Source organism: Kitasatospora azatica KCTC 9699, from assembly GCF_000744785.1.
In the GTDB taxonomy this organism is placed as follows: Bacteria; Actinomycetota; Actinomycetes; order Streptomycetales; family Streptomycetaceae; genus Kitasatospora; species Kitasatospora azatica.
In genome coordinates, this window is record NZ_JQMO01000002.1 from 1021539 (window position 1) to 1042950 (window position 21412).

The window sequence follows — 21412 nt, forward strand, 5'->3', positions numbered from 1 at the left end:
GGTCACTTTCCCCCGACGCCCATGAGGCCCTGGACCAGGGCACGTCGGGCGAACAGGTAGACGATGAAGATGGGGAGCATCGACAGCACGACGGCGCTGAGCAGGCCGGGCACGTCGACGCCGTGCTCGGTCTGGAAGTTGTACAGGCCGAGGGTGATGACCTTGGTGCTCTCCGACTGGGTGAGGATCAGGGGGAACAGGAAGCCGTTCCACGCCTGCAGTGCGGCGAAGACCACGACGGACGAGAGGCCGCCCTTGGACAGCGGCAGCACCAGCTGCCAGAACACTCGCCACGGGGTGGCGCCGTCCACGGCCATGGCCTCGTAGAGCTCGCTGGTGATGTCGCGCATGGCGCCGGTGAGGACCAGCGTGCACACCGGCAGGCAGAACGCCGCGGTGGGCAGGATGACGCCGAGCAGGTTGTCGTAGAGGCCGGCCTTGCTGATGACGTAGAACATCGGCACGATCACGGCCTGCGCCGGAATCGCCAGCCCCAGCAGGAAGATCCGGAACACCGTGCCGATGGTCCTGCCCCGGGCGCGCACGATCGCGTAGGCGAGCGGTGGCACGACGAGCAGCACGATCGCGACCACGCTCACGGTGACGAGCAGCGTGTTCAGGAAGTCCTGGCCGAAGCCGTTGGAGAAGTCGTCCAGGTAGTTCTGCAGGGTCAGCTGCGAGGGGAAGGTGAGCGGCCCCTGCGAGGAGTAGTTGGCCCGGGTCCGGAACGTCGAGATCAGCAGGACGTACAGCGGGAAGCCGACCAGGGCCAGCCAGACCAGCGAGCCGAGCCCGGCGAGGTGGTTGGGACGCCGTCGCATCAGAGTCCCTCCGTGGTGCTGCGCATCTTGTCGTAGCCGGACAGGCGCACGACGGCGAGCGAGATCAGGGTGGCGACCACCACGAGGACCAGGGCGATGGCCGAGCCCGCTCCGAAGTCGAAGCGCTTGAACGCTTGTTGGTACATGTAGAAGGCGCTGTTGGTGGTGTCGGTGCCGGGGCCGCCCTGGGTGAGGATGAGGACGGTGTCGAAGGTGGTGAGGCCGCCGACCAGCATCAGGATGACCGAGGTGATCATGGTGTTGCGCAGCTGCGGCAGGGTGATGTGGAAGAACTGCCGTACCCTGCCCGCGCCGTCGATCGACGCCGCCTGGTAGAGCACCTGCGGGATGGCCCGGGCACCGCCCTGGTAGAGCAGCGCGTGCATGGGCGTCCACTGCCACAGGCCGACGAAGGTCAGCACCGCGACGGCGCTGCTCTGGCTGCCCATCAGGTTGCCGTCGCCGAACAGCCACTCCAGCTGGGAGGGCACACCGAAGTTGGGGTCGAGGATGGCGCGCCAGACCACCGAGATCGCGGTCGCGGACAGCAGCAACGGGATGAAGAAGATCGCGGACAGCACGGCGCGGTTGCGCTGGTGACCGGCCGCCCACACGCCCAGCAGGATGCTCACCGGGGTCTGCACGACCACGCCGGCCACCGTCAGCACCAGGGTCAGCCAGACGCTCTGCGTCATCACCGGGTCGTGCAGCAGTTTGGTCCAATTCGCGAGGCCGTTGAACCGGGGCGCGTCGACACCGTTCCAGCTGGTGAAGGAGAGCACCCCCACCAGCACCAGCGGCACGATCGCGAACATCAGGAAGAACACCGTCGCGGGCACCGCCCAGGCAAGGCCCGGGCGGGTCACCCCGACGCCGGTCCGGCCTCCCGCCCGCAGGCGGTGGCCGTACTCGGACGCGAAGGAGGAAGTCCTCATGGCGATTCGTCTCAGGAGGCGGGCAGGGCCTGCATGGCCCTGATGAAGCCGTCCACGTCGAGCTTGCCGTTGAAGAACTGCTGGACGGCGGTGTGGATCGGCGTGTTGGCGGCCGGCGGGAACGCCTGGTCCCAGGACAGCTGGAACGACGGGGCGGCCTTGACCAGGTTGTACTGGTACTTCGAGTAGTCGGGGTTGGCCGCGGTGTCGAGGAACTGCTCGGTGTTGGTGGTGGTCGGCAGGTTGCCGATCGCCAGTTGCGCCTTCACGAACTCGTCGGAGTACATGAGCTTCAAGAAGGCGGCCGCCGCATCGGGGTGCTTGGTCTTCTTCAGCACCGAGTAGAAGTTGTTGGTGTTGCCGACCACGTCGGCCGGGTCGCCCTTGCCGCCGGCGATACCGGGGAAGTTGCTGTACCCGAGGTCGTTCTTGGCGAAGTCGGGGCTGGCGTCCTGCTGGGTGGCGTACTCCCAGGAGCCCATCAGCTCGAAGGCCGCCTTGCCCTTGGCCAGCAGGGCCGGGGAGCCGCCGTCGGTGAACTTGACGGAGTCGAAGTTCGAGCCGAACGCGCCGGCGTCAACCAGTTGCTTGAGCATGCCCAGGGCCTTCTTGGCGTCCGCGCTCTCCCAGGCGCTCTTGTCGCCGGCCAGCGCCTTCTGGAACAGCTCGGGGCCCGCCACGCGGTCGAAGACGTACTCGTACCACATCAGGGTCGGCCACTGGTCGCCGCCGCCGAGGGCGAACGGGGTGATGCCCTTGGCCTTGAGCGCCTGGACGGCGCCCAGCAGGTCGTCCCAGGTCTTCGGGACGCTCAGGCCGGCGGCGGCGAGCACCTTCTTGTTGTCGAACAGCAGCACGGGCTGGGTGCCGCGCATCGGGATGCCGTAGGACTTGCCGTCGATCACCGCGGTGTTGAACACCGAGGGCAGGAAGTCGCTCTTCAGTTTCGGGTCTGCGGCGATCATGTCGTCCAGCGGGAGCAGCAGGTCGGACTTCACGTAGGGCTGGATGCTGCCGCCACCCCAGTTGAAGAAGACGTCCGGCGCCTGGGGGGTGCTGATGACGGTGTTGAGCTTGGCCTGGTAGTCCGCGCCGGGAATCGTGTCCAGGACGGCCTTGACCTTCGAGGTCTTGTTGAAGGTCTCGACCAGTTGCTTCTCGACCTTGTTGCTGGCGTCTCCGTAGACCAGCACGTGGATCGTGCCGGAGTCCCCACCGGCGGAAGAGGAGCCGCCGCTGCCGCAGGCGGTCATCCCCACGATGGCCACGGTCAAGCCGAGCGCAACGGCGAAAGAGCGTCTCTCCATCAGAACTCCCCTGAAAGTTTCGGTCTGATTGTCGAAATCCCTGTTCGCCGGACGCTAGGTTGCGAGCATGTTGCGGGTCAACCCCTGGCACCGAGGGTTACGGAAGCGTGATCCGCCACCAGTGTGCACGGCTGCATCTCACCCCCCGCTGCTCCCGAAACTTTCGACCAGCCGACCCACCCCTTGTCGCACCCACCCCGGAACACTAATTTGTTGCTCGGCATGATGAATAGGTCCTCCCCCCAAACCCTGGGCGTGAACCGATGACGACCACCGGCCCGTTGACCAACCGGGCGGGCAGCCTCACCTTCGGCGCGCGCGCCGTCCGGCCGGGAGGTTCGGCAACCGCTTCACGAAGCGCCGGCCGGCACCGAGAGCCGAGTAGGCCGCTGCGGCGGCAAAACTTTCGACGGGTTACTGGCTGTAAGTTTCAGCCTTTTGACGAGGTGTCGGCCAGGACCTTGGGTTTGCATCGGGCGTCAGCCACCTGACCAGCGCCTTCCTGAGCAGGGGCGAGCTCCACGACCTGCGAATCTATCGGCAACCCGGTCGAAAGTGTTGACAGCCTGTCGAGCGCAGGCCAACACTGGCGCCGTCGACAAGTCCGAGTGGCCTTGGATCCGGGTCGCATTCGCCAACCTGCTGTGGACGCAGCGAGGTTGATGACACGTCGATTCGTGCACCGCCGCGCGACACCGTCCGGCCGACCCCCACGGTCACCGGTGGCGTGGGGCTGCGCACACCCCCACCCATCGGCAGGACGGATCACCCCAGTGAACTCCCTCCACCCCAAGAGCCGCAGGGCCGGCCGCCTCCGGCGGATCGCCGGCAGGACGCGCGTACTCGCGCAGGCCCTCGCACCGGCCCTCGCGGCGGCTCCAACATCACCCTGGGCTCCCCCACCGGCGGGGGCGGCGGCCACACGGGCGGCGGCTACACCGCGACGCTCTCCGCCGGCGCCTCGTGGAGCGACCGCTGCAACCTGAAGGTCTCGGTCGCCGGGTCGAACTCCTGGAAGGTGACCGTGCAGGTCCCCTCCCCGGAGAGGATCGGCTCGACCTGGAACGTCAACACGTCCTACCCCCACGCCCGGACCCTCGTCGCCACCCCCAACGGTGTTAGCGCTAACGGTCAGTTCGCGGACAGCCAGGCCGGTCCCCGATCGGTCGAACCGTCCGGTGGCGTGAGCAGCGCGTCAAGCGACAGCACAGCGAAAGGCATCCCCCACCCACGAAGGACGATCCGTCATGCCTTGGTTCACCAAGAAGCCCCCTCTCCGCAAGGCCCTCACGGCCGCCGCCTGCCTGGTCGTCAGCTCGGCCACGGCCGTCACCGCGATTCCCGCAGCCCATGCCGCCGGGGCGACCACGCTCGGCGCGGCGGCGGCCGGCAGCGGCCGCTACTTCGGCACGGCAGCGGCCTCGGGCAGGCTCGGGGACTCGACGTACTCCACCATTCTCGACCGGGAATTCAACATGATCACCCCGGAAAACGAGATGAAGTGGGACACCACCGAACCCTCCCGCGGGTCGTTCAACTTCGCCCCCGCCGACTCGATCGTCAGCCACGCCACCGCACACGGCCAGCGCATGCGCGGCCACACCCTGGTCTGGCACTCCCAACTGCCCGGCTGGGTCGGCTCCATCGGCGACGCCAACACCCTGCGCAGCGTGATGGACAACCACATCACCCAGGAGATGACCCACTACAAGGGCAAGATCTACGCCTGGGACGTGGTCAACGAGGCCTTCGCCGACGACGGCAGCGGCCGGCACCGCAGCTCGGTGTTCCAGAACGTGCTGGGCAACGGCTTCATCGAGGAGGCCTTCCGCACCGCTCGGGACGTCGATTCCTCGGCCAAGCTCTGCTACAACGACTACAGCATCGAGAACTGGTCCGACGCCAAGACCCAGGGCGTCTACGCCATGGTCAAGGACTTCAAGTCCCGTGGCGTGCCCATCGACTGCGTCGGCTTCCAGAGCCACTTCGGCGCCGGCGGGCCGCCGGCCTCCTTCCAGACCACCCTGTCCAACTTCGCCGCGCTCGGCGTGGACGTCCAGATCACCGAGCTCGACATCGCGCAGGCATCCCCCACCGCGTACGGCAACACCGTCAAGGCCTGCCTCAACGTCGCCCGCTGCACGGGCATCACGGTGTGGGGCATCCGCGACAGCGACTCCTGGCGCACCGGCGAGAACCCGCTGCTGTTCGACAACAACGGCAACAAGAAGCCCGCCTACAACTCGGTGCTCACCACCCTGGGCGGCGGCAGCGGCGGCAATCCTCCGGGCGGCATCACCTCCGGCGCCGTCTACACGCTCTCCGACGTGGCCGCCGGGCGCGTTCTCGACGAGCCGGCGGGCCAGAACGGCAACGGCACCCAGCTCCAGGTGTGGGACGCCAACGGCGCCACCAACCAGCAGTGGCGGGCCACCCAGAACAGCGACGGCTCCTACACCCTGACCAACGTCGCCAGCGGCCGGGCCCTGGACGAGCCGGGCAACCAGACGGGCAACGGGACCAGGATGCAGGTCTGGGACTCCAACGGCGGCGCCAACCAGCACTGGAAGGCCGCCCAGAACAGCGACGGCTCCTACACCCTGACCAACGCCGCCAGCGGCCGAGCCCTGGAAACCCCCGGCAGCCAGACCGCCAACGGCACTCCCGTCCAGATCTGGGACTCCAACAGCGGCGCCAACCAGCACTGGACGTTCCGTTGACCTGAGCCGCCGGCCACCATCGCGACGCGGCGCTCACGGCCACCAAGAAATGGCAGCGCTAACACCGTCGCGTCAACAGCACCATCCATACCTAGAGGAAGGTCCCCATGCGCAGACGAACTTCCAGTCGTAGGCAGCTGTCCGCAGTGCTCACTGCCGTCGTCGCGGCCGTGGCGGCGTTGGCGGCACTGCTCGTCGCCAACCCCGCTCAGGCAGCCACCACCGGCGCCTTGCGCGGCACGGGTTCCGGTCGGTGTCTCGACGTGCAGAACGCCAGCCAGACCGACGGCGCGTCCCTGCAGATCTACGACTGCTCGAACGGGACGAACCAGCAGTGGACGTCGACGTCCGCCAACCAGCTGACCGTCTACGGCAACAAGTGCCTGGACGTCCCGAACCACGCCACCACCGCCGGCACCCGGGTACAGATCTGGAGCTGCACCGGCGGAGCGAACCAGCAGTGGCGGGTGAACTCCGACGGCACCATCGTCGGAGTCGAGTCCGGACTGTGCCTCGACGTCACCGGCGCCGCCACCGCCAACGGCACAGCGGTCGAGATCTGGACCTGCAACGGCCACAGCAACCAACAATGGACCGGCCTGTCCGGGACGACCCCGCCCGGCAACTGCTCCCTGCCCTCGACCTACCGCTGGTCCTCGACCGGCTCGCTCGCCCAACCGGCGAACGGCTGGGTCTCGCTCAAGGACTTCACCGACGTCGTGTACAACGGCAAGCACCTCGTCTACGCCTCGAACGTGTCGGGATCCTCGTACGGCTCGATGATGTTCAGCCCCTTCACCAACTGGTCGGACATGGCCTCGGCCGGCCAGACCGGCATGGGCCAGGCCACAGTGGCCCCCACCCTGTTCTACTTCGCGCCCAAGAACATCTGGGTACTGGCCTACCAGTGGGGCCAGTGGCCCTTCATCTACCGTACCTCCAGCGACCCCACCAACCCCAACGGCTGGTCCGCACCGCAGCCGCTGTTCACCGGCAGCATCCCCAACTCCGGCACCGGCCCGATCGACCAGACCCTCATCGCCGACGGCCAGAACATGTACCTGTTCTTCGCCGGTGACAACGGCAGCATCTACCGGGCCAGCATGCCGATCGGGAACTTCCCCAGCAGCTTCGGCTCCTCCTACACCACCGTCATGAGCGACTCGGTGAACAACCTGTTCGAGGCACCGCAGGTCTACAAGGTCAAGGACCAGAACCAGTACCTCATGATCGTCGAGGCACAGGGCTCCGGCGGCCGCTACTTCCGCTCCTTCACCGCCTCCAGCCTCAACGGCTCCTGGACCCCGCAGGCCGCCAGCGAGAACAACCCCTTCGCGGGCAAGGCCAACAGCGGCGCCACCTGGACCAACGACATCAGCCACGGCGACCTGGTCCGCAACAACCCCGACCAGACCATGACCATCGACCCCTGCAACCTCCAGCTCCTCTACCAGGGCAAGTCCCCCAACGCCGGCGGCCCCTACGACCAACTCCCCTGGCGACCGGGCGTCCTCACCCTCCAGCACTGACCCGTCAGGTCCACCGCGATCGCATGGAACCCCAGCCGTCCGTCGGCTGGGGTTCCACGTGCGTGTGGACCGGCTGACCGAGCACCGGAAAGGCCGCTCCCGCCGGGAGCGGAAGCGGCCTACGGCCGGGGTCCCGGTTCGCCGCTGAGCAAGCCGGGACGAGGCGAGGGCCCGGCCAGCTCGCGCAGGGCCGCCGAAGTGAAGGCGCGGCCCGAGGCGGTCCCGACCGGCCCACGGGGCTGGAAGCGTTGACGCGTGGCCGCACGGGGCGGCACGGGGCGGCGCCGCTCTCCCGGCAGCTCTCGGGCAGGAAGACCTGCGGGGCACCCAAAGGACGGCAGGGCGATCGCCCTGCCGTCCTTTGGGTGCCCCGCGAAGGAAGGCTCGACGCCGACTGCGCCTGACCACCACAACGTCGTGCTGCCCGCCGCACCATCAGGTGCGGCGGGCAGCACGACCGGCCGACCGGCTCCGCACCACGGCGGCCCGGGCTCCGGGAGGAAGTGACCCCCGGTCGGCCCGCAGAGAGGCGCACCTCTCTGCGGGCCGGTGGTGTCACCTCAACGTCCACTGCTGGTTCGTGCCGCCGCTGCAGGTCCACAGCTGGACCGGGGTGCCGTCGGCGGTGGCAAGACCGCTCACATCCAGGCAGAGCCCCGACTGCACCCCGGTGACGGTGCCGTTCGGGTTCAGCTGCCACTGCTGGTTGGACTGGCCGTTGCAGGACCAGACGATCGCCTTGGTGCCGGGAGTGGTGCCGTGCGCGTTGGCGTCCAGGCACAGCGTGCTGCCGCCCACGGTCACGGTCAGCTGGTTCGACGAGGTGTGGGTCCAGGTCTGGTTCGCACCGCCGTTGCACCCGTAGATCTGCTGCTGCGTGCCCAGCGTGGTGGTCGAGTTCGGGTCGTCCAGGCACTTGCCCGCACCCACCGCGTGCAGCGCGCCGGTGTTGCCGCCGCCGGAGGGGGTGCCGTCCAGGCCCATGAAGTGGATGGCCGTGGCGGCCATCGCGGTGCCCTTGACGGGCAGTTCGTGGCCGGCACCGGAGATGCTGTACGCCTCGACCTGGGTGGTGCCGGCGCCGTTGTTGTACCGGGTGCGGGTCCAGTTGGCCGCCGGGGTGTCGGTGGACGACGGGTTCTGGCTCACCCCGAGGACGTTCGTCCACTGCTTGATCTCTTCGGCGAGGTTGTTGTAGTTCACGGTGGTGTCGTTGGTCCCGTGCCACAGCTGCATGCGCGGCCGCGGGCCGGTGTAGCCGGGGTACGCGGTGCCCCGCACCAGGTCGCCCCACTGCTGCGGGGTCTTGTTGACCTGCCCGCTGCCGCAGGGCCCGTTCCAGCCGCGCACCGTGCCGGTGGCGAAGCAGTGGTAGGGCACTCCCATGAACGCGGCGCCCGCCTTGAACACGTCGGGGTAGTCGGCGAGCATCACGTTGGTCATCATGCCGCCGGACGACTGCCCGGTCACGAACACGGCGTTGGGGTTGCCGCCGTAGTGCTGCTCGGTGTAGGTGATCATCGACATCAGCCCGACCGGGTCACTGCCGCCGTTGCGGGTCAGCGCCTGGTCGGAGGAGACGTCCCAGCAGGCTGCGCCGGGGGTCGAGGGGTAGATGACGAGGAACCCGTACTGGTCGGCCAGCGACGCGAAGTCCTGGCTCTGGTACAGGTAGGGCCCGGAGCCCTGGCAGCCGTGCAGGGCGAGCAGGATCGGCGGGTTGGGCTTGACGTTGTTCGGCACGTACAGGTTCATCTGCAGGCCGGTCGGGTTGGTGCCGAAGTTGCTGATTTGGGTCAGCGAGGCGGCGGCGGCCTGGGGGGCGGCCTGCAGGCTCAGGCCGGCCGCGAGGCCGAGCGCGGCGACCAGACCCAGGAGGCGGGCTATGAGGGAGCGGGATCGAAACACGGGATCTCTCCGTCCGGGATTGCAGCGTGCCGAAATGTTCCGGTGATTACACCGAAACATACTGATCCTCGTGTCGATCAACCGCAGCCGTCAACAACATCGCCGCAGCGCGTCCGACGGGTTCCGCACCGCTACACCCACCTGCGGCTTCGTCTACGGCCAGGCCGCCGGTCCCGCCGTACCCGGTGAAAGTTTCATCCCGGACCACCTCCGCTCAAGCTGCCCTGCGTTCAACGGTGTTCGGGGTTCTCGAAGTCGAAGCGGCAGCCGGCGTCCCACTCGGAGCGCTGGTTGCCATACGCCGGAATGCCGCCGGCGTCCTTGAGCATCCGGGCCAGGTGGAGCAGGTTCCAGGTCATGAAGGTGGTGTTGCGGTTGGTGAAGTCGTTCTCGGGGCCGCCGGAACCGGCGTCGAGGTAGGACGGCCCAGGCCCCGCCTCGCCCACCCAACCGGCGTCGGCCTGCGGCGGGATCACGTACCCCAGGTGCTGCAGGCTGTACAGCACGTTCATCGCGCAGTGCTTCGCGCCGTCCTCGTTGCCGGTGATCAGACACCCGCCCACCCGGCCGTAGTAGGCGTACTGGCCCTCGGAGTTGAGAAGCGAGGAGCAGGCGTACAACCTCTCGATCACCTTCTTCATCACTGACGAGTTGTCCCCCAGCCAGACCGGCCCCGCCAGGACCAGGATGTCGGCGGCCATCACCTGGCTGTAGACCACCGGCCAGTCGTCGGTCTCCCAGCCGTGCTCGGTCATGTCGGGCCAGACGCCGGTGGCGAGGTCGAGGTCGACGGCGCGCAGGACGTCCACGGCTACGCCCTGACGCTGCATGATGCCGGTGCTGAGGTCGATCAGGCCCTGGGTGTGGCTGCGTTCGGGTGAGCGCTTGAGCGTGCAGTTGATGACCAGGGCGCGCAGGTCGTGGTAGTCGGCGGGGGTGGGGGTGGCGGGCATGCTGGCGCTCCTCGGGGTCGGCTCGAGTCCAGCTCAGCAGGGCGGCGGGCCGGGCGCCTGCGGGACTGCGCCAGGTGCCTGACCCGTACGGGGCGCCGGTCGGGTGAACGGCACCCCGCACGGTGGGTCAGACGCGGTGGGTCGAACGCGGTGCGTCGGACGCGGTGGGTCAGACCTCGAGCTCGGCCTCGATCTTGGACAGCTGGTGGCGGGCCATCGCGAGGTTGGCCCGGCGCTTGTCCAGGGCGAGGTAGAGGAACAGGCCCTTGCTGGTGCGGCTGGTCAGCGGACGGATCAGGTGGTACTGGCTGCTGAGGGTGATCAGGATGTCCTCGATGCCGTCGTTGAGACCGAGCATCTCCATGGTGCGCATCTTCGCGCGGACCACGTCGGTGTTCCCGGCAGCGGCCACGGTCAGGTCAAGGCCGCCACCGCCGTCCACGGTGCCGAGCGCCATGCCGCTGGTGTAGTCGACCAGGGCGGCGCCGATCGCGCCGTCCACGACGGTCATGGTCTGGCGAAGGGTGTTCTCAACGTCTGCCATTGGATCTCCATCGAGTGATGTGGAAAGGGTGTGACGGGAAGGAAACGAGGAGTCAGGTCACGCTGGGCGGACCGAGGCCGACCCGTACCAGGTCGCCCACCCGCTCGGCGGCGCGGCGGGCCTCCAGGTGGAGACGGCCGACGCTCACGTCGGGGTGCGCGAGCAGGGTGAGCACGCAGATGGTGCCGGCCGCGTAGGTGGCGACGTAGCCGTGCTCGCCGCGGACCAGCGACTCGCGGAAGTCGCCCTGGCCGGTCGCCTCGGCGAGTTGCCGGGCCACGCCGAGGGTGGCGGCGGTGAGTGCGGCCAGGCTGTCGGGTTCGGCGTCGTGGGTGTCGTGGGCGAGCAGCAGCCCGTCCGCGCTGGCCACCAGGCCGCCGGCCAGGTGCGGGACGCGGCGTTTCAAGGTGCGCAGCTCGGCCAGCAGGGCGCCGTGCAGTGCGTCCAGCTGGCGCCGGTCGGCGCGCGGCCGAAGCACCCGCCTCATGACGGTGGGTGCTGGGCTGCGGGCGGCCAGGGATTCACAGTCGAGCCTCCAGTGCGGATCGGACGCGGATGAGCAGCGCGGTCTCGGGGTCGTGGACGGACGGCAGGGGTGTCGTTGTCGGCAGCGGGGCGGCGGCCGCCGCCCGCCCGCGGCGCAGGGTCGCTCCGGGGACTCGGCGGATCGGCGCGGGCCGGTGGTGCTCGGGATCGGGTCCGCCGACGGCGGCCGGCGACAGCGACAGCGGCGGCGACGACAGCGACGGCGTGACGATCAGCCCCGCCGCGGCCAGCCGGCGGATCTCGACCACCGTGGCGAAGGTGGAGCGGCCGAGCAGCCACGCCAGCTCGGCCGGGGTCCGGCGCCCGTCCACCAGCTCCAGGAGCTCGCGCCGCCGCCGGCTGCTCGAGCGGGCGGCGGCACCCGGGCCGCCGGCGCCGAGCGGGCCCCCGGCACCGAACGCACTGCCCGCACCGAACGCACCGCCTACGCCCACACCCACACCCACACCCACACCCACCGCGCCGACCACCGGAGCCGTGTCCACCTGCGGCCACGGCCAGATCCGGTCGAGCAGCGCGCGCCGCCGGGCCGTCTCGCGGCGGACCGCGGGCGGGCTGACCGCCCGTACCGGGCCGAGCCAGTGGCGCACGCCCGGTTCGAAGCAGGTGGCGTGCCGGGCCGCGCCGAGCGCGAAGTAGGCCGCGTCGTAGAGCGTGGCGAGGTGGCACAGCTCCAGCTCGCCACGGGTCAGGCTGCCCTGTTCGACCAGCATCCGGCCGACCTGGTGCCGGGCGCCGAACTGGTCCACGGTGTGCCGCCAGACAGCGGGGGCGATCCGCCCGCAGCGGGTCAACAGCTCGCCGAGATCGGGGGTTTGCGGGCTCACCGCGTGGACCACGGCGCCGCTCTCCAGGTAGACGGTGCCGGTCGCGGTGTGAAGCGCACCGGTGGCGCGGGCGGCCGCCAGCTCCTCGGTGATCACCACCGGAGCGGCATGGGCGCTCATCCGAGCACCAACTCCTCCGCCAGCGCCTGCAATCGGTACCGGGCGGCGGCCAGGTTGGCCTCGGTGCGGTCCAGCCACAGGTGCAATAGCAGGCGACTGTCGAAGACGGTGCCAACCAGGCAGAACAGGTGGTAACTCGCTTCCGAGGTGAGGATGATGTCGTGAACCGGGACCCGGTGCTCGCCCGGCTCGGCGAAGCTGCTGCTCTCGGCGGCCAGCCGGACCAGGTCGGTCGCCTCGGCGGCGGTGGCCTCGTGGTCGTCGACCGGACTCGCCCCGACCGTGCCCAACTCCAGCCCGCTCCCCCAGTCGAGGAGGCTCACGCCTCGTGCACCGGCGATCCGCATCGCCTCGGACAGGCAGTCGTCGATCCCCGGCACTCGGGCTCCTTCACGACAGGGACAGGGCGTGGGCATGGGCGCGGGCATGGGCAGCCCAGGCACGAGGACGCGCCGGTAGCCACTCCCGTAGTCGGGGCGCTACTGCGCGTCGTGCTTCTGGGCCGGAAGGCTACTGAGCCAGGCATGCCTTATGACAATGCCATTGGCATACCAGTGCTCAGAGCGATCGATTCACGCCATCCTGTCGGCAGCCCTGTCAGCAGCCGGAACCCCGTGCTGCCAGCGGCCCAAGCCCACCAAAACTGGCCACCGAAGGCGGGCAGTTGGCCGAGACTGACGCCCCGTCACGACATCGTCGGGACAAGATCTGATATGCCGTCATGGTCAGTGGGTCGGCTCGATCATCCGGCCCCCGTGACCGCCTCGGGGAAGACCCGGCGCAGTCCGCGCGGTCCGCCGCGCCGGCCCCACTCGCGCGGGTAGCCGACCGAGACCTCCTCGAAGCGCACGCCGTCCTGCCAGAGGGTGCGCGGGATGTGCAGGTGGCCGTAGACGACGACGGCGGCGTTGTAGCGCAGGTGCCAGTCGGCGGTGGCCTCGGTCCCGCACCAGAGGGCGAACTCGGGGTAGTGCAGGATCCGGGTGGGCTCGCGGGTCATCGGGAAGTGGTTGACCAGGACCGTGGGCAACTGCGGGTCGCGCTCGGCGAGTCGGCGCTCGGTCTCGACCAGCCGGGCCGCGCACCAGCTCTCCCGGTTCGGGTACGGGTCGGGGTGCAGCAGGACCTCGTCGGTGCCGACCACGCCGGCCTCGTAGGCGACCTCCAGTGCCTCGGCCTTGTCGCGGGTGCCGGGTGGGCGGAAGGTGTAGTCGTAGAGCAGGAAGAGCGGGGCGATGGTGACCGGACCGCCCGGGCCGCGCCAGACGGCGTACGGGTCCTCGGGCGTCAGTACGCCCATGCTGCGGCAGAGTTCGACCAGCGCGCGGTAGCGCTGGTCGCCGCGCAGCTGCACCGGGTCGTTCTTCGGGGTCCACAACTCGTGGTTGCCCGGCGCCCAGATCACCTTCTCGAAACGGGAGCTCAGGGTGCGCAGGGTCCATTCGACGTCGGCGAACCGCTCGGCGATGTCACCGGCGACGATCAGCCAGTCCTGCGGGGAGGAGGGGGTGAGCCGCTCGACGATCTCGCGGTTCTCGCGGTAGCCGATGTGCAGGTCGCTGATGGCGTACAGGATGCCGGTCATCCGGAGACTGTCCTTAACAGGTGCGCGGGGTGGGCGAGGACAACGATCACCTCGCCAGTCTCCACGATCCGCCCGCCGCTCATCCGGCCACCCGGTCAGTCCAGATATGACGCTCCGTCAGCTTCGGTGAGCTGCGCCGCGACCGCCTCGCGCAGCAGCTGCGCGGTGTGCCGGGCCGCCTCCTCGTCCGGGTAGCGGCTGCGCGGCCAGAAGAAACCGCGCAGCCCGTCCTTGGGGTTGCGCGGTACGACGTGCACGTGCAGGTGCGGGACGGACTGACTGACCCGGTTGTTCATCGCCACGAAGGAGCCCTTGGCCGCCGTCGCCCGCTGCACCGCGCCGGTCAGCAGTTGGACGCGCCGGAAGAACGGGCCGGTCAGCGCGGGCGCCAGGTCGGTCAAGGTAGCCGTGTGCCGGACCGGCAGCACCAGCAGGTGGCCGGGGAAGAGCGGGCGGTGGTCGAGGAAGGCGAACGCCACCCCGTCGCGGAACACCTCGTGCACCTCGGCGGCGGGGGCGGCCAGCAGTGCGCAGAACGGGCAGTCCGCGGCCGGGTCAGTCGAGGTCGGCATGCGTGGCCGGGCCGCCCAACGCGTTGCGCCGCTCCGGCATGGTCAGCGTGGTCATCCGCCGCCAGCCGCCCAGTTGCTCGTACCGGTACACCCCGTGGATGCCGGCCGCCAGCAGCAGCGACTTGGCTCGCGGCCAGCGCAGGATCTCGCCCATCCGCGCCATCACGGCGAGGCTGACATCGCGGTAGGTGCGGATCTCGGCGTGCGCCGTCTCCTGCAGGGTGTCCCAGATCCGGCGGCCGTGCCCGGCGGCCGCCAGCCGCAGCAACTCCTCGTGGCAGTAGGCGAGGTGGTTGTCCTCGTCGTCGGAGATCATCCGCACCGCCCGGCCCAGCTCCGGGTGGCTGCCGAACACCCTGCGCAGCAGCTGCATCTGCTCGGAGGCCCGCTGCTCGGTGACCCGGCTGTGCGCCAGGTAGGTGATCACGTCGGCCTCGCTCAGCGGCTCGTCGCGACGCAGCCGGGCGTGCGCCAGCCCGATGCCCTGGCGCTCCAGCAGCATGGTGTAGTCGGTGTCGTCCGGGACCGGGACGGGGGTCAGTCCGCGCTTGCGCAGCAGGGCGTTGAAGATCCGGCCGTGCTTCTCCTCGTCGGCGCCGTGCCGGGCGATCTTCGGGGCCAGTTCCTGGTCCTCGACCAGCGCGGCGATCCGGCCGTTCTCCCAGCCGCCCTGGTCCTCCCCCTTGGCGGCGATCGAGCAGAACAGGCCGAAGGCCCGGTCGTCCTGGTGGATCTGCTGGAACAGGCTGCGAGCCGAGAGCACGGACACCATCCCCCTTGTGCGGGAAGCGGAACACCTCCCGCCAGTCAAAGCAGCCCGCCGGGCGACGGCAACAGCGGTTGCGCCGTCCGGTGCACGGACTGCGCCGATCAGGGCTGGTAGGGCAGCTGCGGCACGTCGAAGCAGTTGGTGTCCATGTCCGGGGTCTGGGTGACCCAGCCCGGGCCGCCGGACGGGGTGGTCTCCTGCCAGCGGGCGACGTTCAGGCAGGCCCGGGTCAGCCCGCTGGGCCGCGGCTTCGGGGTGAAGGAGGTGGGGATCAGCAGACCGTGCGCGTCGTACGGCTCGGCGCGGTTCATGAAGCGCTCCACGCAGGCCCGGGTCAGCGCGCTGCCGCAGGAGTCCATCGCGTCGGTGAGCCACTGGGCGCCGGCCCAGCCCTCCAGCTCCCAGGCCGACAGCAGCGGCTGGCGGTCGGGGTAGGAGCGGGCCATCGCGTCGCGGAACTCCTTGACCGCCGGGTACTGGGTGTCGGCGTAGTTGCGGCTGGACGAGGTCGCCCAGAGCGCGTCGCGGCAGCCGGGGGCCGACTGGTAGTCCCGGCCGACGGTCTGGCTCCAGTTCTGCACATTGGTCACCTTGGCGGTGAGCCGCACGCCCGCCGCGTCGAGCGCCTGGCACAGGCCGGTGTTGCCCCGGGTGTCCATCGCGTCGAAGAGCAGCTCGGTGTGGTCGGCCGCGAGCGCGGTGGCCACCGTCTGGAAGGCCGGCAGCGCGAGGTCCACCGTCCGGGTCAGCACGTGGTAGCCCTCGGCGGCCAGGCCCTCTTCGATCTGGTGCGCGTAGTTCAGCGACTCGGCCTGGTTGTAGGCGACCACGGCGGCCCGGCTGGTGCCCAGGTGCTCCTTGAAGTACCGGTAGACCTCGGTGCTGAGGAAGAGGGTGCCGTCCCAGCCGACACTGCGGCCGTCGCGCGGGGAGCTGCTGCCGTAGATGCCGTACAGGTGCGGCCAGCGGTCGTAGGCGGTGCCGATCGGCTGGCCGCCGACGTCCGGAACCGCCCGGCTGCTGACGTAGCCGGCGCCGGCGTAGTCCAGCACGCTGCCGGAGACGAAGGCGAAGACCTGGTCCTGGTCGATCAGCCGGTGCACGCAGTCCTGGTTGCCGAAGCCGCTGCCGGCGTCGTCGCAGGTCACCACCTGCACGGTCCGTCCGTGCAGGCCGCCGCGGGCGTTCAGCGCCTGGAAGAAGGCCAGCGCGCCGTAGCGGGGGCCGGCGAACACCTCGGTTCCCAGCGGGCTGGTCAGCGAGGTCACCAGGCCGATCTTGATCTGACCGGCCGTCACCCCGGTGTCGCTCGCCGGATTGCCGACGGCGGTCGGGACCGGGCCGGTGAAGTCACGCTCCGGCAGCCGGGTGCCACAGCCGGCGAGCAGCAGCAGGGCGGCCGCCGACCCGGCAGCCGCCCTGCTGAGCCCAGGATGGACCGAGCGGCGATTGGGGCGCGGCGTCGCGACGCCGGTCGGTCTCAGGCGCATCCCGGGGCTGCGCTCGCACCGCTCTGCGCCACCAGGGCGCACAGCGTGGCGCGCGACACCTTCCAGGTGCCGTTCTCCAGAACCGCCTGGCCGGAGGCGCCGGGCTGGACCGTCTGGCCCTGCAGCGAGAGGTCGTAGGTGACGGTCGCGGTGGTCGCCGAGGTGAACTCGACCTTGGTCACCTTGGCGCTGACCTGGCCCACCCGGGGGTCGGAGGCGAAGCCCTGGAGCAGCGGCTGAAGCTGCTCACCGTTCTGCAGCAGGGCCGCCTTCGCGCTGATCGAGGTGCTCGGCGAGAAGAAGCTCTCCCAGTTCTGGGTCACCTGGGTGGTCGCCGCCGCCACATCGGCCGGCGCGGAGGCCGAAGCGGACGCCGATGCCGAAGCGGAGGCGGAGGGGGACGCGTAGGCGGAGGAGGCCGCCGAGCTCGCGGCCGAGGGCGAGGGGGTGGAGCTCGTACTGCTCTTGCTGCTGGAGCAGGACGCCACCAGCAGCGCGACGCCCAGCACCGTCGCGGCTGTTCGGACCGCGCGGGCCCACCCGTGCGGACGGTCCGTTCTCGTACTACGCATCGGCCAAGCCTTCGGCTCGGTGTTCATGCCCTTCACCGCCTGGTGCCGCGGCGGCCCACCGCCCCCTCGTGGTGACGGCCGCTCAGTTGGGTGGAATTGGGTGGAAATGGCCGCGATCGCGGTGCGGCCCGAAGTGACGCAGGTAACACTATGAAGGCCGATCCCCGGGCCACTCGCAACCGCGCGCCGCCCGGCGTCGGCAGACCACACGGCTGGGCGGAAGGCGGCGGCATGGCGGGCTCCGCACGGGGCGACATGGCGGGCTCCGCGAACGCGGGCGTGGCGGGCTCCGGACGGCCGGGCGTGGCGCGGCTGCTCGCACCGCTGGCCGCCCCGGCCTTCGGCTGGCTGCTGGCGCTGCTCGGCGTCGCGCTCTGCGTGCTCGGCTGGTACGCCGTCTCCGGCGAGCGCTTCACCGCACGTCAGCTCCCCTACCTGGCCTCGGCCACCGTGCCGGGCGCCGCGCTGCTGGTGGCCGGCCTGGTCTGGGTGGCCGTCCGGCTGCCGCTGCCGGGCCCGCCGCCGACCGCGACCGAGGAGCAGCCGGTCCCCGAGTGGACGCCGCCGCAGGCTGCGGGGGACAGCGAGGCGCAGGACGGCGGCGGGCTGGTCGCCGTTCCCGGCGGCACGCTCTGCCACCGCCCGGACTGTCCACTGGTCGCGGGCAAGCCGCGGGCCGTCCGCCTCGACGGCACCGCGATCCGGGCCCGCGGACTCGCGCCCTGCCCGGTCTGCGAACCGGACGTCCTGCCCGAGCCCGGTACCGGCTGATGTCCACCGCCGGGCTGGCGCTCGACTTCGCGTTGGCCGGGGTGGCCGTGGGCAGCGCGGCCGCGCTCAGCGGGATCGGCCTGGTGGTCGGCTACCGGCTGACCGGGGTGCTCAACCTGGCGCAGGGCGGGATCGCCGTCTTCATCGCCTACCTGCTGCGCGAACTCGTGGTGGTGCGCGGCTGGCCGACGGCGCCGAGCGCGCTGCTCTGCCTGCTGGTGGTGGCCCCGGGGCTCGGCGTCCTGCTCCAACTGGCCGTCTTCGGCCCGCTGCGCCGGCGCGGGGCCGGGGTCGGCGAGGTGGTGGTCGCCTGCGTCGGCGTGCTGGTGCTGCTGATCGGCACGGTGGCGGCGCTCTGGGGCACCGCGCCGCTGGCCGACGTGCCCACGCTGGTCCCGGTGCGCAGCTTCGCGCTGCCCGGCGGGCATCCGCTGCGACTCGACGCGGTGGTGCAGCTCGGCGTGGTGCTGCTGGTGGCGGGCGCGGTCGGGGCGATCGGGCGGTGGACCGGCTTCGGCAGCCGGGCCCGGGCGGTGGCCGCCGACCCGGAACTGGCCGAACTCGCCGGAGTGGACGCGCAGCTGGTGGCCGCCGCCGGCTGGGCGTTCGGCTCGTTCACGGCCGGGCTGGTCGGGGTGCTACTGGCGCCGCTGGTGCTGCTGGACCCGTACGGGCTGCCGCTGCTGGTGGTGGAGACGCTGGCCGTGGCCGTCGCCGCCCGGCTGCGCAGCCTGCCGATCGCGGTGGCCGCCGGGCTGGCCCTGGGCATCGGTCAGGCCGAACTGACCTGGCTGCGCCCGGGCGGCACCCTCGCCCCGGTGGCGGACGCCGCGCAGGCCAACCTCTTCGTGGTGGCCCTGCTGGTGGCCGCCCTGGCCCCATGGGGCGAGGCCGAACAGGGACTGGTCGGCGGTGGCGCGCTGCCGACGGCGCCGAGCCGGCGCCGAGCCGCAGCTCCCGGCAGCGGCACCCGGTCCGCCCAGCCGTCCCGTTCCGCCCGTTCCGCCCTCTACTCCGCGCTGCACGGCGGCAGTTGGACCGGGTACGCCTGCGCGCTGGTGCTGGTCACCCCGCTGGCGCTGCGCGGCGGCGGGGTGCGTGCGGTGCTCACCGTCCCCGGGCTGGCGCTGGTGCTGCTCTCGGTGGTGCTGGTCACCGGGGTCGGCGGCGTGGTCTCGCTCGCCCAGGGCGCCTTCGCCGGCCTGGGCGCGCTGGTCACCGCGCAGTTGGCCTCGGGGCGGGTGCCGACCGGTGCCGCGCTGGTGGTGGCCGCCCTCGGCCTGACCGCCGTCGGCCTGCTGGCGGGCTGGCCGGTGGTGCACCGGCGCGGGCTGGTGCTGGCCCTGGTGAGCTTCGCCCTGACCGTGGGCCTGAGCCGCTTCGTCTTCCAGCAGCCGTATGCGACGGCCGGCCTGATGGTGACCCGCCCGAGCTTCCTGCGCGGCGACCACGCTTGCTACGCGGCCGAGTTGGCGGTGCTCGGCGCCGGCGCACTGCTGGTGGCGGCGGTCCGGCGCGGGCGGCTCGGCCGGGCGCTGGCCGCGGTGCGCGGTCACGAGTCCGGCGCCTGGGCCGCCGGGGTGGCGGTGCCCGGGGTGAAGCTGCTGGTCTACGGACTCGGCGCGGGCCTGGCCGGGGCCGGCGGGGTGCTGCTCGCGCTCGGCGGCAGCGCCTTCGACGCGGCTCTCTTCGATCCGGTGCAGGGCCTGGTCTGGTTCGCGGCCGTGGTGGTCGCCGGGGTGGACAGCGCGATCGGCGCGGTGCTGGCGGCCTTCGTGCTGGTCGGGCTGGATGCGGCGACCGTGCCGGGGATGTCGGCGGTGGTGGTCGGCGTGCTGGCCGCCGGGGTCGGCCGGCTGCCGGGCGGGCTGGCGGGGCGGCTGAGGCAGGAGTTCCAGCCATGATCGCCGCGTTGACCGCCCGTCAGGTGGTCCGCCGGCTCGGCGGCCCCGCCGTGGTGGACCGGGTGGACCTGTCCGTCCGTCCCGGCCAGGTCACCGCGCTGATCGGCCCGAACGGTGCGGGCAAGAGCGTGCTGCTGGACTGCCTGAGCGGGATCGCCCGGCCCGACGGCGGTCAGGTGCTGCTCGGCGACCGTGACATCACCCGGGCGCCCTGCCACCGGCGGTCCCGGCTCGGCCTGGCCCGGACCTTCCAGCAGGTCGCCGTCTTCCCCGACCTCACGGTGGCGCAGAACGTCCTGGTCGGCGCCGAGCAGCACGGCGCCACCGGACCGGCCGCGCAGCGGCAGGTGGCCGGACTGCTGCGGCTGCTCGGCCTGGCCGGGCTCGCCGAGTACCCGGCCGGCGGTCTGCCGCTCGGGGTGCTGCGGCTGGTCGAACTGGCCCGGGCCCTGGTCGGCGGCCCGCGTGTGCTGCTGGTCGACGAGGTGTCGGTCGGCCTGGACGCCGGGCAGGTGGCCTGGGTGGCGCAGGTGCTGGCCGCCGTGGCGCGGGAGGGTGCGGGCGTCCTGCTGGTGGAGCACGATCTCGCCCTGGTCGGCCGGCTCGCCGCGTACGCCTATGTGCTCGACACCGGCCGGGTCCTGGTGCACGGCCCGATCGACCAGGTGCTCGCCGATCCGCGCGTCCGGAGCCTGTGGTGAGCCTCGCCGCCGAGCTGCGCGCCGTCCGGGTCCGGGTCGGGCTGGTGGACCTGCTGCACGGGGTGGACGTGCGCTGCCCGGCCGGCCGGTTGACCCTCCTGGTCGGCCGCAACGGCGCCGGCCGTTCCACCGCACTGGCCGCGCTGGCCGGCCTGGTCCGTCCGGCCGCCGGCTCGGTCCGGTTCGCCGGACGGGACGTCACCGGGCTGCCCGCGCACCGCCGGGCCGCGCTCGGCCTGGTCCTGGTCCCGGCCCGGCCCGCCGTCTTCCCGACCCTGACGGTGGCCGAGACGCTGGCGCTGTCCGGCCGACCGGACCGTGCCCTGGACTGGTTCCCGGAGCTCGGGCCGCTGCTGCGGCGCCGCTCCACCGCGCTCTCCGGGGGCCAGCAGCAGCTGGTGGCGCTGGCCCGGGCGCTGCTCGCCGAGCCGGCCGTGCTGCTGCTCGACGAACCGGAGCGGGGCCTGGCCCCGGCGGTGGCGGCCCGACTGCACGAGCTGATCATCTGTCAGGTCCTGGACGGCCGGGCCGTGGTGACCACCGCCCGCACGCTGCCGCGGTGGGCGGGTGACGGGGCGCTGGTGCATGTGCTGGAGCGCGGCCGGCTGGCCTGGCTGGGCGAGTCGGGCGAACTGCGATCGGCCGCCCACGACTGACCGCGCGCCTGACCGCACGTCTGCCCCACGACTGATCGCGCGCCTGACCGCACGTCTGCCCCACGCCTGACCGCACGGCCGACTCAGCGGTCAGGTTGTTCAGACATCTTCACCCCGACGGTCTGCCTGATCGTCATACTTTGGCTGCTTCCGGGCTGTTGTCCATACAACTTTTCTCCCCA

At 71.2% G+C, this 21412-nt stretch carries 20 protein-coding genes and 1 pseudogene; 6 read left to right on the forward strand and 15 right to left on the reverse strand.

The window, feature by feature from the left end; all coding sequences use genetic code 11:
* Window positions 1–2: 2 nt before the first annotated feature.
* From BR98_RS04795 to BR98_RS42255, 4 genes are all read right to left on the reverse strand, one after another.
* The gene (locus BR98_RS04795; protein WP_035840429.1) at window positions 3–821 is read right to left on the reverse strand and encodes a carbohydrate ABC transporter permease; all 819 of its coding nucleotides are present in this window, start codon (window positions 819–821) and stop codon (window positions 3–5) included.
* Complete coding sequence (locus BR98_RS04800) at window positions 821–1636, reverse strand: carbohydrate ABC transporter permease (protein ID WP_407639438.1); 816 nt, start codon at window positions 1634–1636, stop codon at window positions 821–823. Before BR98_RS04800 ends, BR98_RS04795 begins: the two co-directional genes overlap by 1 nt.
* A gap of 131 nt (window positions 1637–1767) precedes the next feature.
* On the reverse strand, window positions 1768–3063 hold the full coding sequence (locus tag BR98_RS04805; protein ID WP_035840432.1) for an ABC transporter substrate-binding protein: 1296 nt from the start codon (window positions 3061–3063) through the stop codon (window positions 1768–1770).
* A 933-nt stretch (window positions 3064–3996) separates the two neighbouring features.
* A complete protein-coding gene (locus tag BR98_RS42255) occupies window positions 3997–4137 on the reverse strand; it encodes a hypothetical protein (protein ID WP_157537401.1) in 141 nt (46 codons plus the stop codon).
* A gap of 173 nt (window positions 4138–4310) precedes the next feature.
* On the opposite strand from BR98_RS42255, the pseudogene BR98_RS04810 reads away from it, so the two are divergent.
* Both BR98_RS04810 and BR98_RS04815 read left to right on the forward strand, forming a co-directional pair.
* Window positions 4311–5774 (forward strand): annotated as a pseudogene (locus BR98_RS04810) (endo-1,4-beta-xylanase); the annotation flags it as partial.
* 116 nt (window positions 5775–5890) lie between these two features.
* The gene (locus BR98_RS04815) at window positions 5891–7312 is read left to right on the forward strand and encodes a non-reducing end alpha-L-arabinofuranosidase family hydrolase (RefSeq protein ID WP_051969305.1); all 1422 of its coding nucleotides are present in this window, start codon (window positions 5891–5893) and stop codon (window positions 7310–7312) included.
* 555 nt (window positions 7313–7867) lie between these two features.
* On the opposite strand, the gene BR98_RS04820 is transcribed toward BR98_RS04815, so the two are convergent.
* From BR98_RS04820 to BR98_RS04870, 11 genes are all read right to left on the reverse strand, one after another.
* Entirely contained in the window at window positions 7868–9220 is a 1353-nt protein-coding gene (locus tag BR98_RS04820; RefSeq protein ID WP_051969306.1) for an extracellular catalytic domain type 1 short-chain-length polyhydroxyalkanoate depolymerase, read from the reverse strand.
* A gap of 230 nt (window positions 9221–9450) precedes the next feature.
* Window positions 9451–10173, reverse strand: a complete 723-nt coding sequence (locus tag BR98_RS04825) for a flavodoxin family protein (RefSeq protein WP_035840438.1) — start codon at window positions 10171–10173, stop codon at window positions 9451–9453.
* A 169-nt stretch (window positions 10174–10342) separates the two neighbouring features.
* The gene (locus BR98_RS04830) at window positions 10343–10717 is read right to left on the reverse strand and encodes a hypothetical protein (RefSeq protein ID WP_035840439.1); all 375 of its coding nucleotides are present in this window, start codon (window positions 10715–10717) and stop codon (window positions 10343–10345) included.
* 52 nt (window positions 10718–10769) lie between these two features.
* Window positions 10770–11204, reverse strand: a complete 435-nt coding sequence (locus BR98_RS04835; protein ID WP_035840442.1) for a roadblock/LC7 domain-containing protein — start codon at window positions 11202–11204, stop codon at window positions 10770–10772.
* 34 nt (window positions 11205–11238) lie between these two features.
* Window positions 11239–12210, reverse strand: a complete 972-nt coding sequence (locus BR98_RS04840) for a hypothetical protein (RefSeq protein ID WP_035840445.1) — start codon at window positions 12208–12210, stop codon at window positions 11239–11241.
* Window positions 12207–12590: a roadblock/LC7 domain-containing protein gene (locus BR98_RS04845; protein WP_035840447.1), complete on the reverse strand. Its 384-nt coding sequence runs from the start codon at window positions 12588–12590 to the stop codon at window positions 12207–12209. The genes BR98_RS04840 and BR98_RS04845 overlap by 4 nt, the downstream gene beginning before the upstream one ends.
* Before the next feature lie 362 nt (window positions 12591–12952).
* The gene (locus BR98_RS04850) at window positions 12953–13795 is read right to left on the reverse strand and encodes a metallophosphoesterase family protein (RefSeq protein WP_035840448.1); all 843 of its coding nucleotides are present in this window, start codon (window positions 13793–13795) and stop codon (window positions 12953–12955) included.
* A 95-nt stretch (window positions 13796–13890) separates the two neighbouring features.
* Complete coding sequence (locus tag BR98_RS04855) at window positions 13891–14367, reverse strand: HIT family protein (protein ID WP_035840450.1); 477 nt, start codon at window positions 14365–14367, stop codon at window positions 13891–13893.
* Complete coding sequence (locus BR98_RS04860) at window positions 14351–15130, reverse strand: ferritin-like domain-containing protein (RefSeq protein ID WP_035842981.1); 780 nt, start codon at window positions 15128–15130, stop codon at window positions 14351–14353. Before BR98_RS04860 ends, BR98_RS04855 begins: the two co-directional genes overlap by 17 nt.
* A gap of 107 nt (window positions 15131–15237) precedes the next feature.
* Window positions 15238–16626 carry an ABC transporter substrate-binding protein gene (locus BR98_RS04865; RefSeq protein WP_051969307.1) on the reverse strand — a complete coding sequence of 463 codons (1389 nt, stop codon included), beginning with the start codon at window positions 16624–16626 and terminating at the stop codon, window positions 15238–15240.
* Window positions 16617–17198 (reverse strand): hypothetical protein, encoded by a 582-nt coding sequence (locus BR98_RS04870; RefSeq protein WP_063774754.1) that lies wholly within the window; start codon window positions 17196–17198, stop codon window positions 16617–16619. Before BR98_RS04870 ends, BR98_RS04865 begins: the two co-directional genes overlap by 10 nt.
* 231 nt (window positions 17199–17429) lie before the next feature.
* Here BR98_RS04870 and BR98_RS04875 point away from each other — a divergent pair, with 231 nt between their 5' ends.
* From BR98_RS04875 to BR98_RS04885, 4 genes are read left to right on the forward strand one after another with little or no spacing between them, the layout of a single operon-like run.
* On the forward strand, window positions 17430–17969 hold the full coding sequence (locus BR98_RS04875) for a hypothetical protein (RefSeq protein ID WP_232247245.1): 540 nt from the start codon (window positions 17430–17432) through the stop codon (window positions 17967–17969).
* Window positions 17969–19873, forward strand: a complete 1905-nt coding sequence (locus BR98_RS38985) for an ABC transporter permease subunit (RefSeq protein ID WP_051969309.1) — start codon at window positions 17969–17971, stop codon at window positions 19871–19873. The genes BR98_RS04875 and BR98_RS38985 overlap by 1 nt, the downstream gene beginning before the upstream one ends.
* Window positions 19870–20574: an ATP-binding cassette domain-containing protein gene (locus BR98_RS42260; protein ID WP_051969310.1), complete on the forward strand. Its 705-nt coding sequence runs from the start codon at window positions 19870–19872 to the stop codon at window positions 20572–20574. Before BR98_RS38985 ends, BR98_RS42260 begins: the two co-directional genes overlap by 4 nt.
* Window positions 20571–21230, forward strand: coding sequence for an ATP-binding cassette domain-containing protein (locus BR98_RS04885; protein ID WP_035840454.1), 660 nt, complete (start codon window positions 20571–20573; stop codon window positions 21228–21230). The genes BR98_RS42260 and BR98_RS04885 overlap by 4 nt, the downstream gene beginning before the upstream one ends.
* Window positions 21231–21412: the final 182 nt, after the last annotated feature.

Coding starts and splice junctions, on each gene's coding strand:
- BR98_RS04795 (WP_035840429.1), bottom strand. CDS start 821: ATGCGACGGCGTCCCAACCACCTCGCCGGGCTCGGCTCGCTGGTCTGG.
- BR98_RS04800 (WP_407639438.1), bottom strand. CDS start 1,636: ATGTTCGCGATCGTGCCGCTGGTGCTGGTGGGGGTGCTCTCCTTCACC.
- BR98_RS04805 (WP_035840432.1), bottom strand. CDS start 3,063: ATGGAGAGACGCTCTTTCGCCGTTGCGCTCGGCTTGACCGTGGCCATC.
- BR98_RS04815 (WP_051969305.1), top strand. CDS start 5,891: ATGCGCAGACGAACTTCCAGTCGTAGGCAGCTGTCCGCAGTGCTCACT.
- BR98_RS04825 (WP_035840438.1), bottom strand. CDS start 10,173: ATGCCCGCCACCCCCACCCCCGCCGACTACCACGACCTGCGCGCCCTG.
- BR98_RS04830 (WP_035840439.1), bottom strand. CDS start 10,717: ATGGCAGACGTTGAGAACACCCTTCGCCAGACCATGACCGTCGTGGAC.
- BR98_RS04835 (WP_035840442.1), bottom strand. CDS start 11,204: ATGAGGCGGGTGCTTCGGCCGCGCGCCGACCGGCGCCAGCTGGACGCA.
- BR98_RS04840 (WP_035840445.1), bottom strand. CDS start 12,210: ATGAGCGCCCATGCCGCTCCGGTGGTGATCACCGAGGAGCTGGCGGCC.
- BR98_RS04850 (WP_035840448.1), bottom strand. CDS start 13,795: ATGACCGGCATCCTGTACGCCATCAGCGACCTGCACATCGGCTACCGC.
- BR98_RS04855 (WP_035840450.1), bottom strand. CDS start 14,367: ATGCCGACCTCGACTGACCCGGCCGCGGACTGCCCGTTCTGCGCACTG.
- BR98_RS04865 (WP_051969307.1), bottom strand. CDS start 16,626: ATGCGCCTGAGACCGACCGGCGTCGCGACGCCGCGCCCCAATCGCCGC.
- BR98_RS04870 (WP_063774754.1), bottom strand. CDS start 17,198: ATGCGTAGTACGAGAACGGACCGTCCGCACGGGTGGGCCCGCGCGGTC.
- BR98_RS04875 (WP_232247245.1), top strand. CDS start 17,430: ATGGCGGGCTCCGCACGGGGCGACATGGCGGGCTCCGCGAACGCGGGC.
- BR98_RS38985 (WP_051969309.1), top strand. CDS start 17,969: ATGTCCACCGCCGGGCTGGCGCTCGACTTCGCGTTGGCCGGGGTGGCC.
- BR98_RS42260 (WP_051969310.1), top strand. CDS start 19,870: ATGATCGCCGCGTTGACCGCCCGTCAGGTGGTCCGCCGGCTCGGCGGC.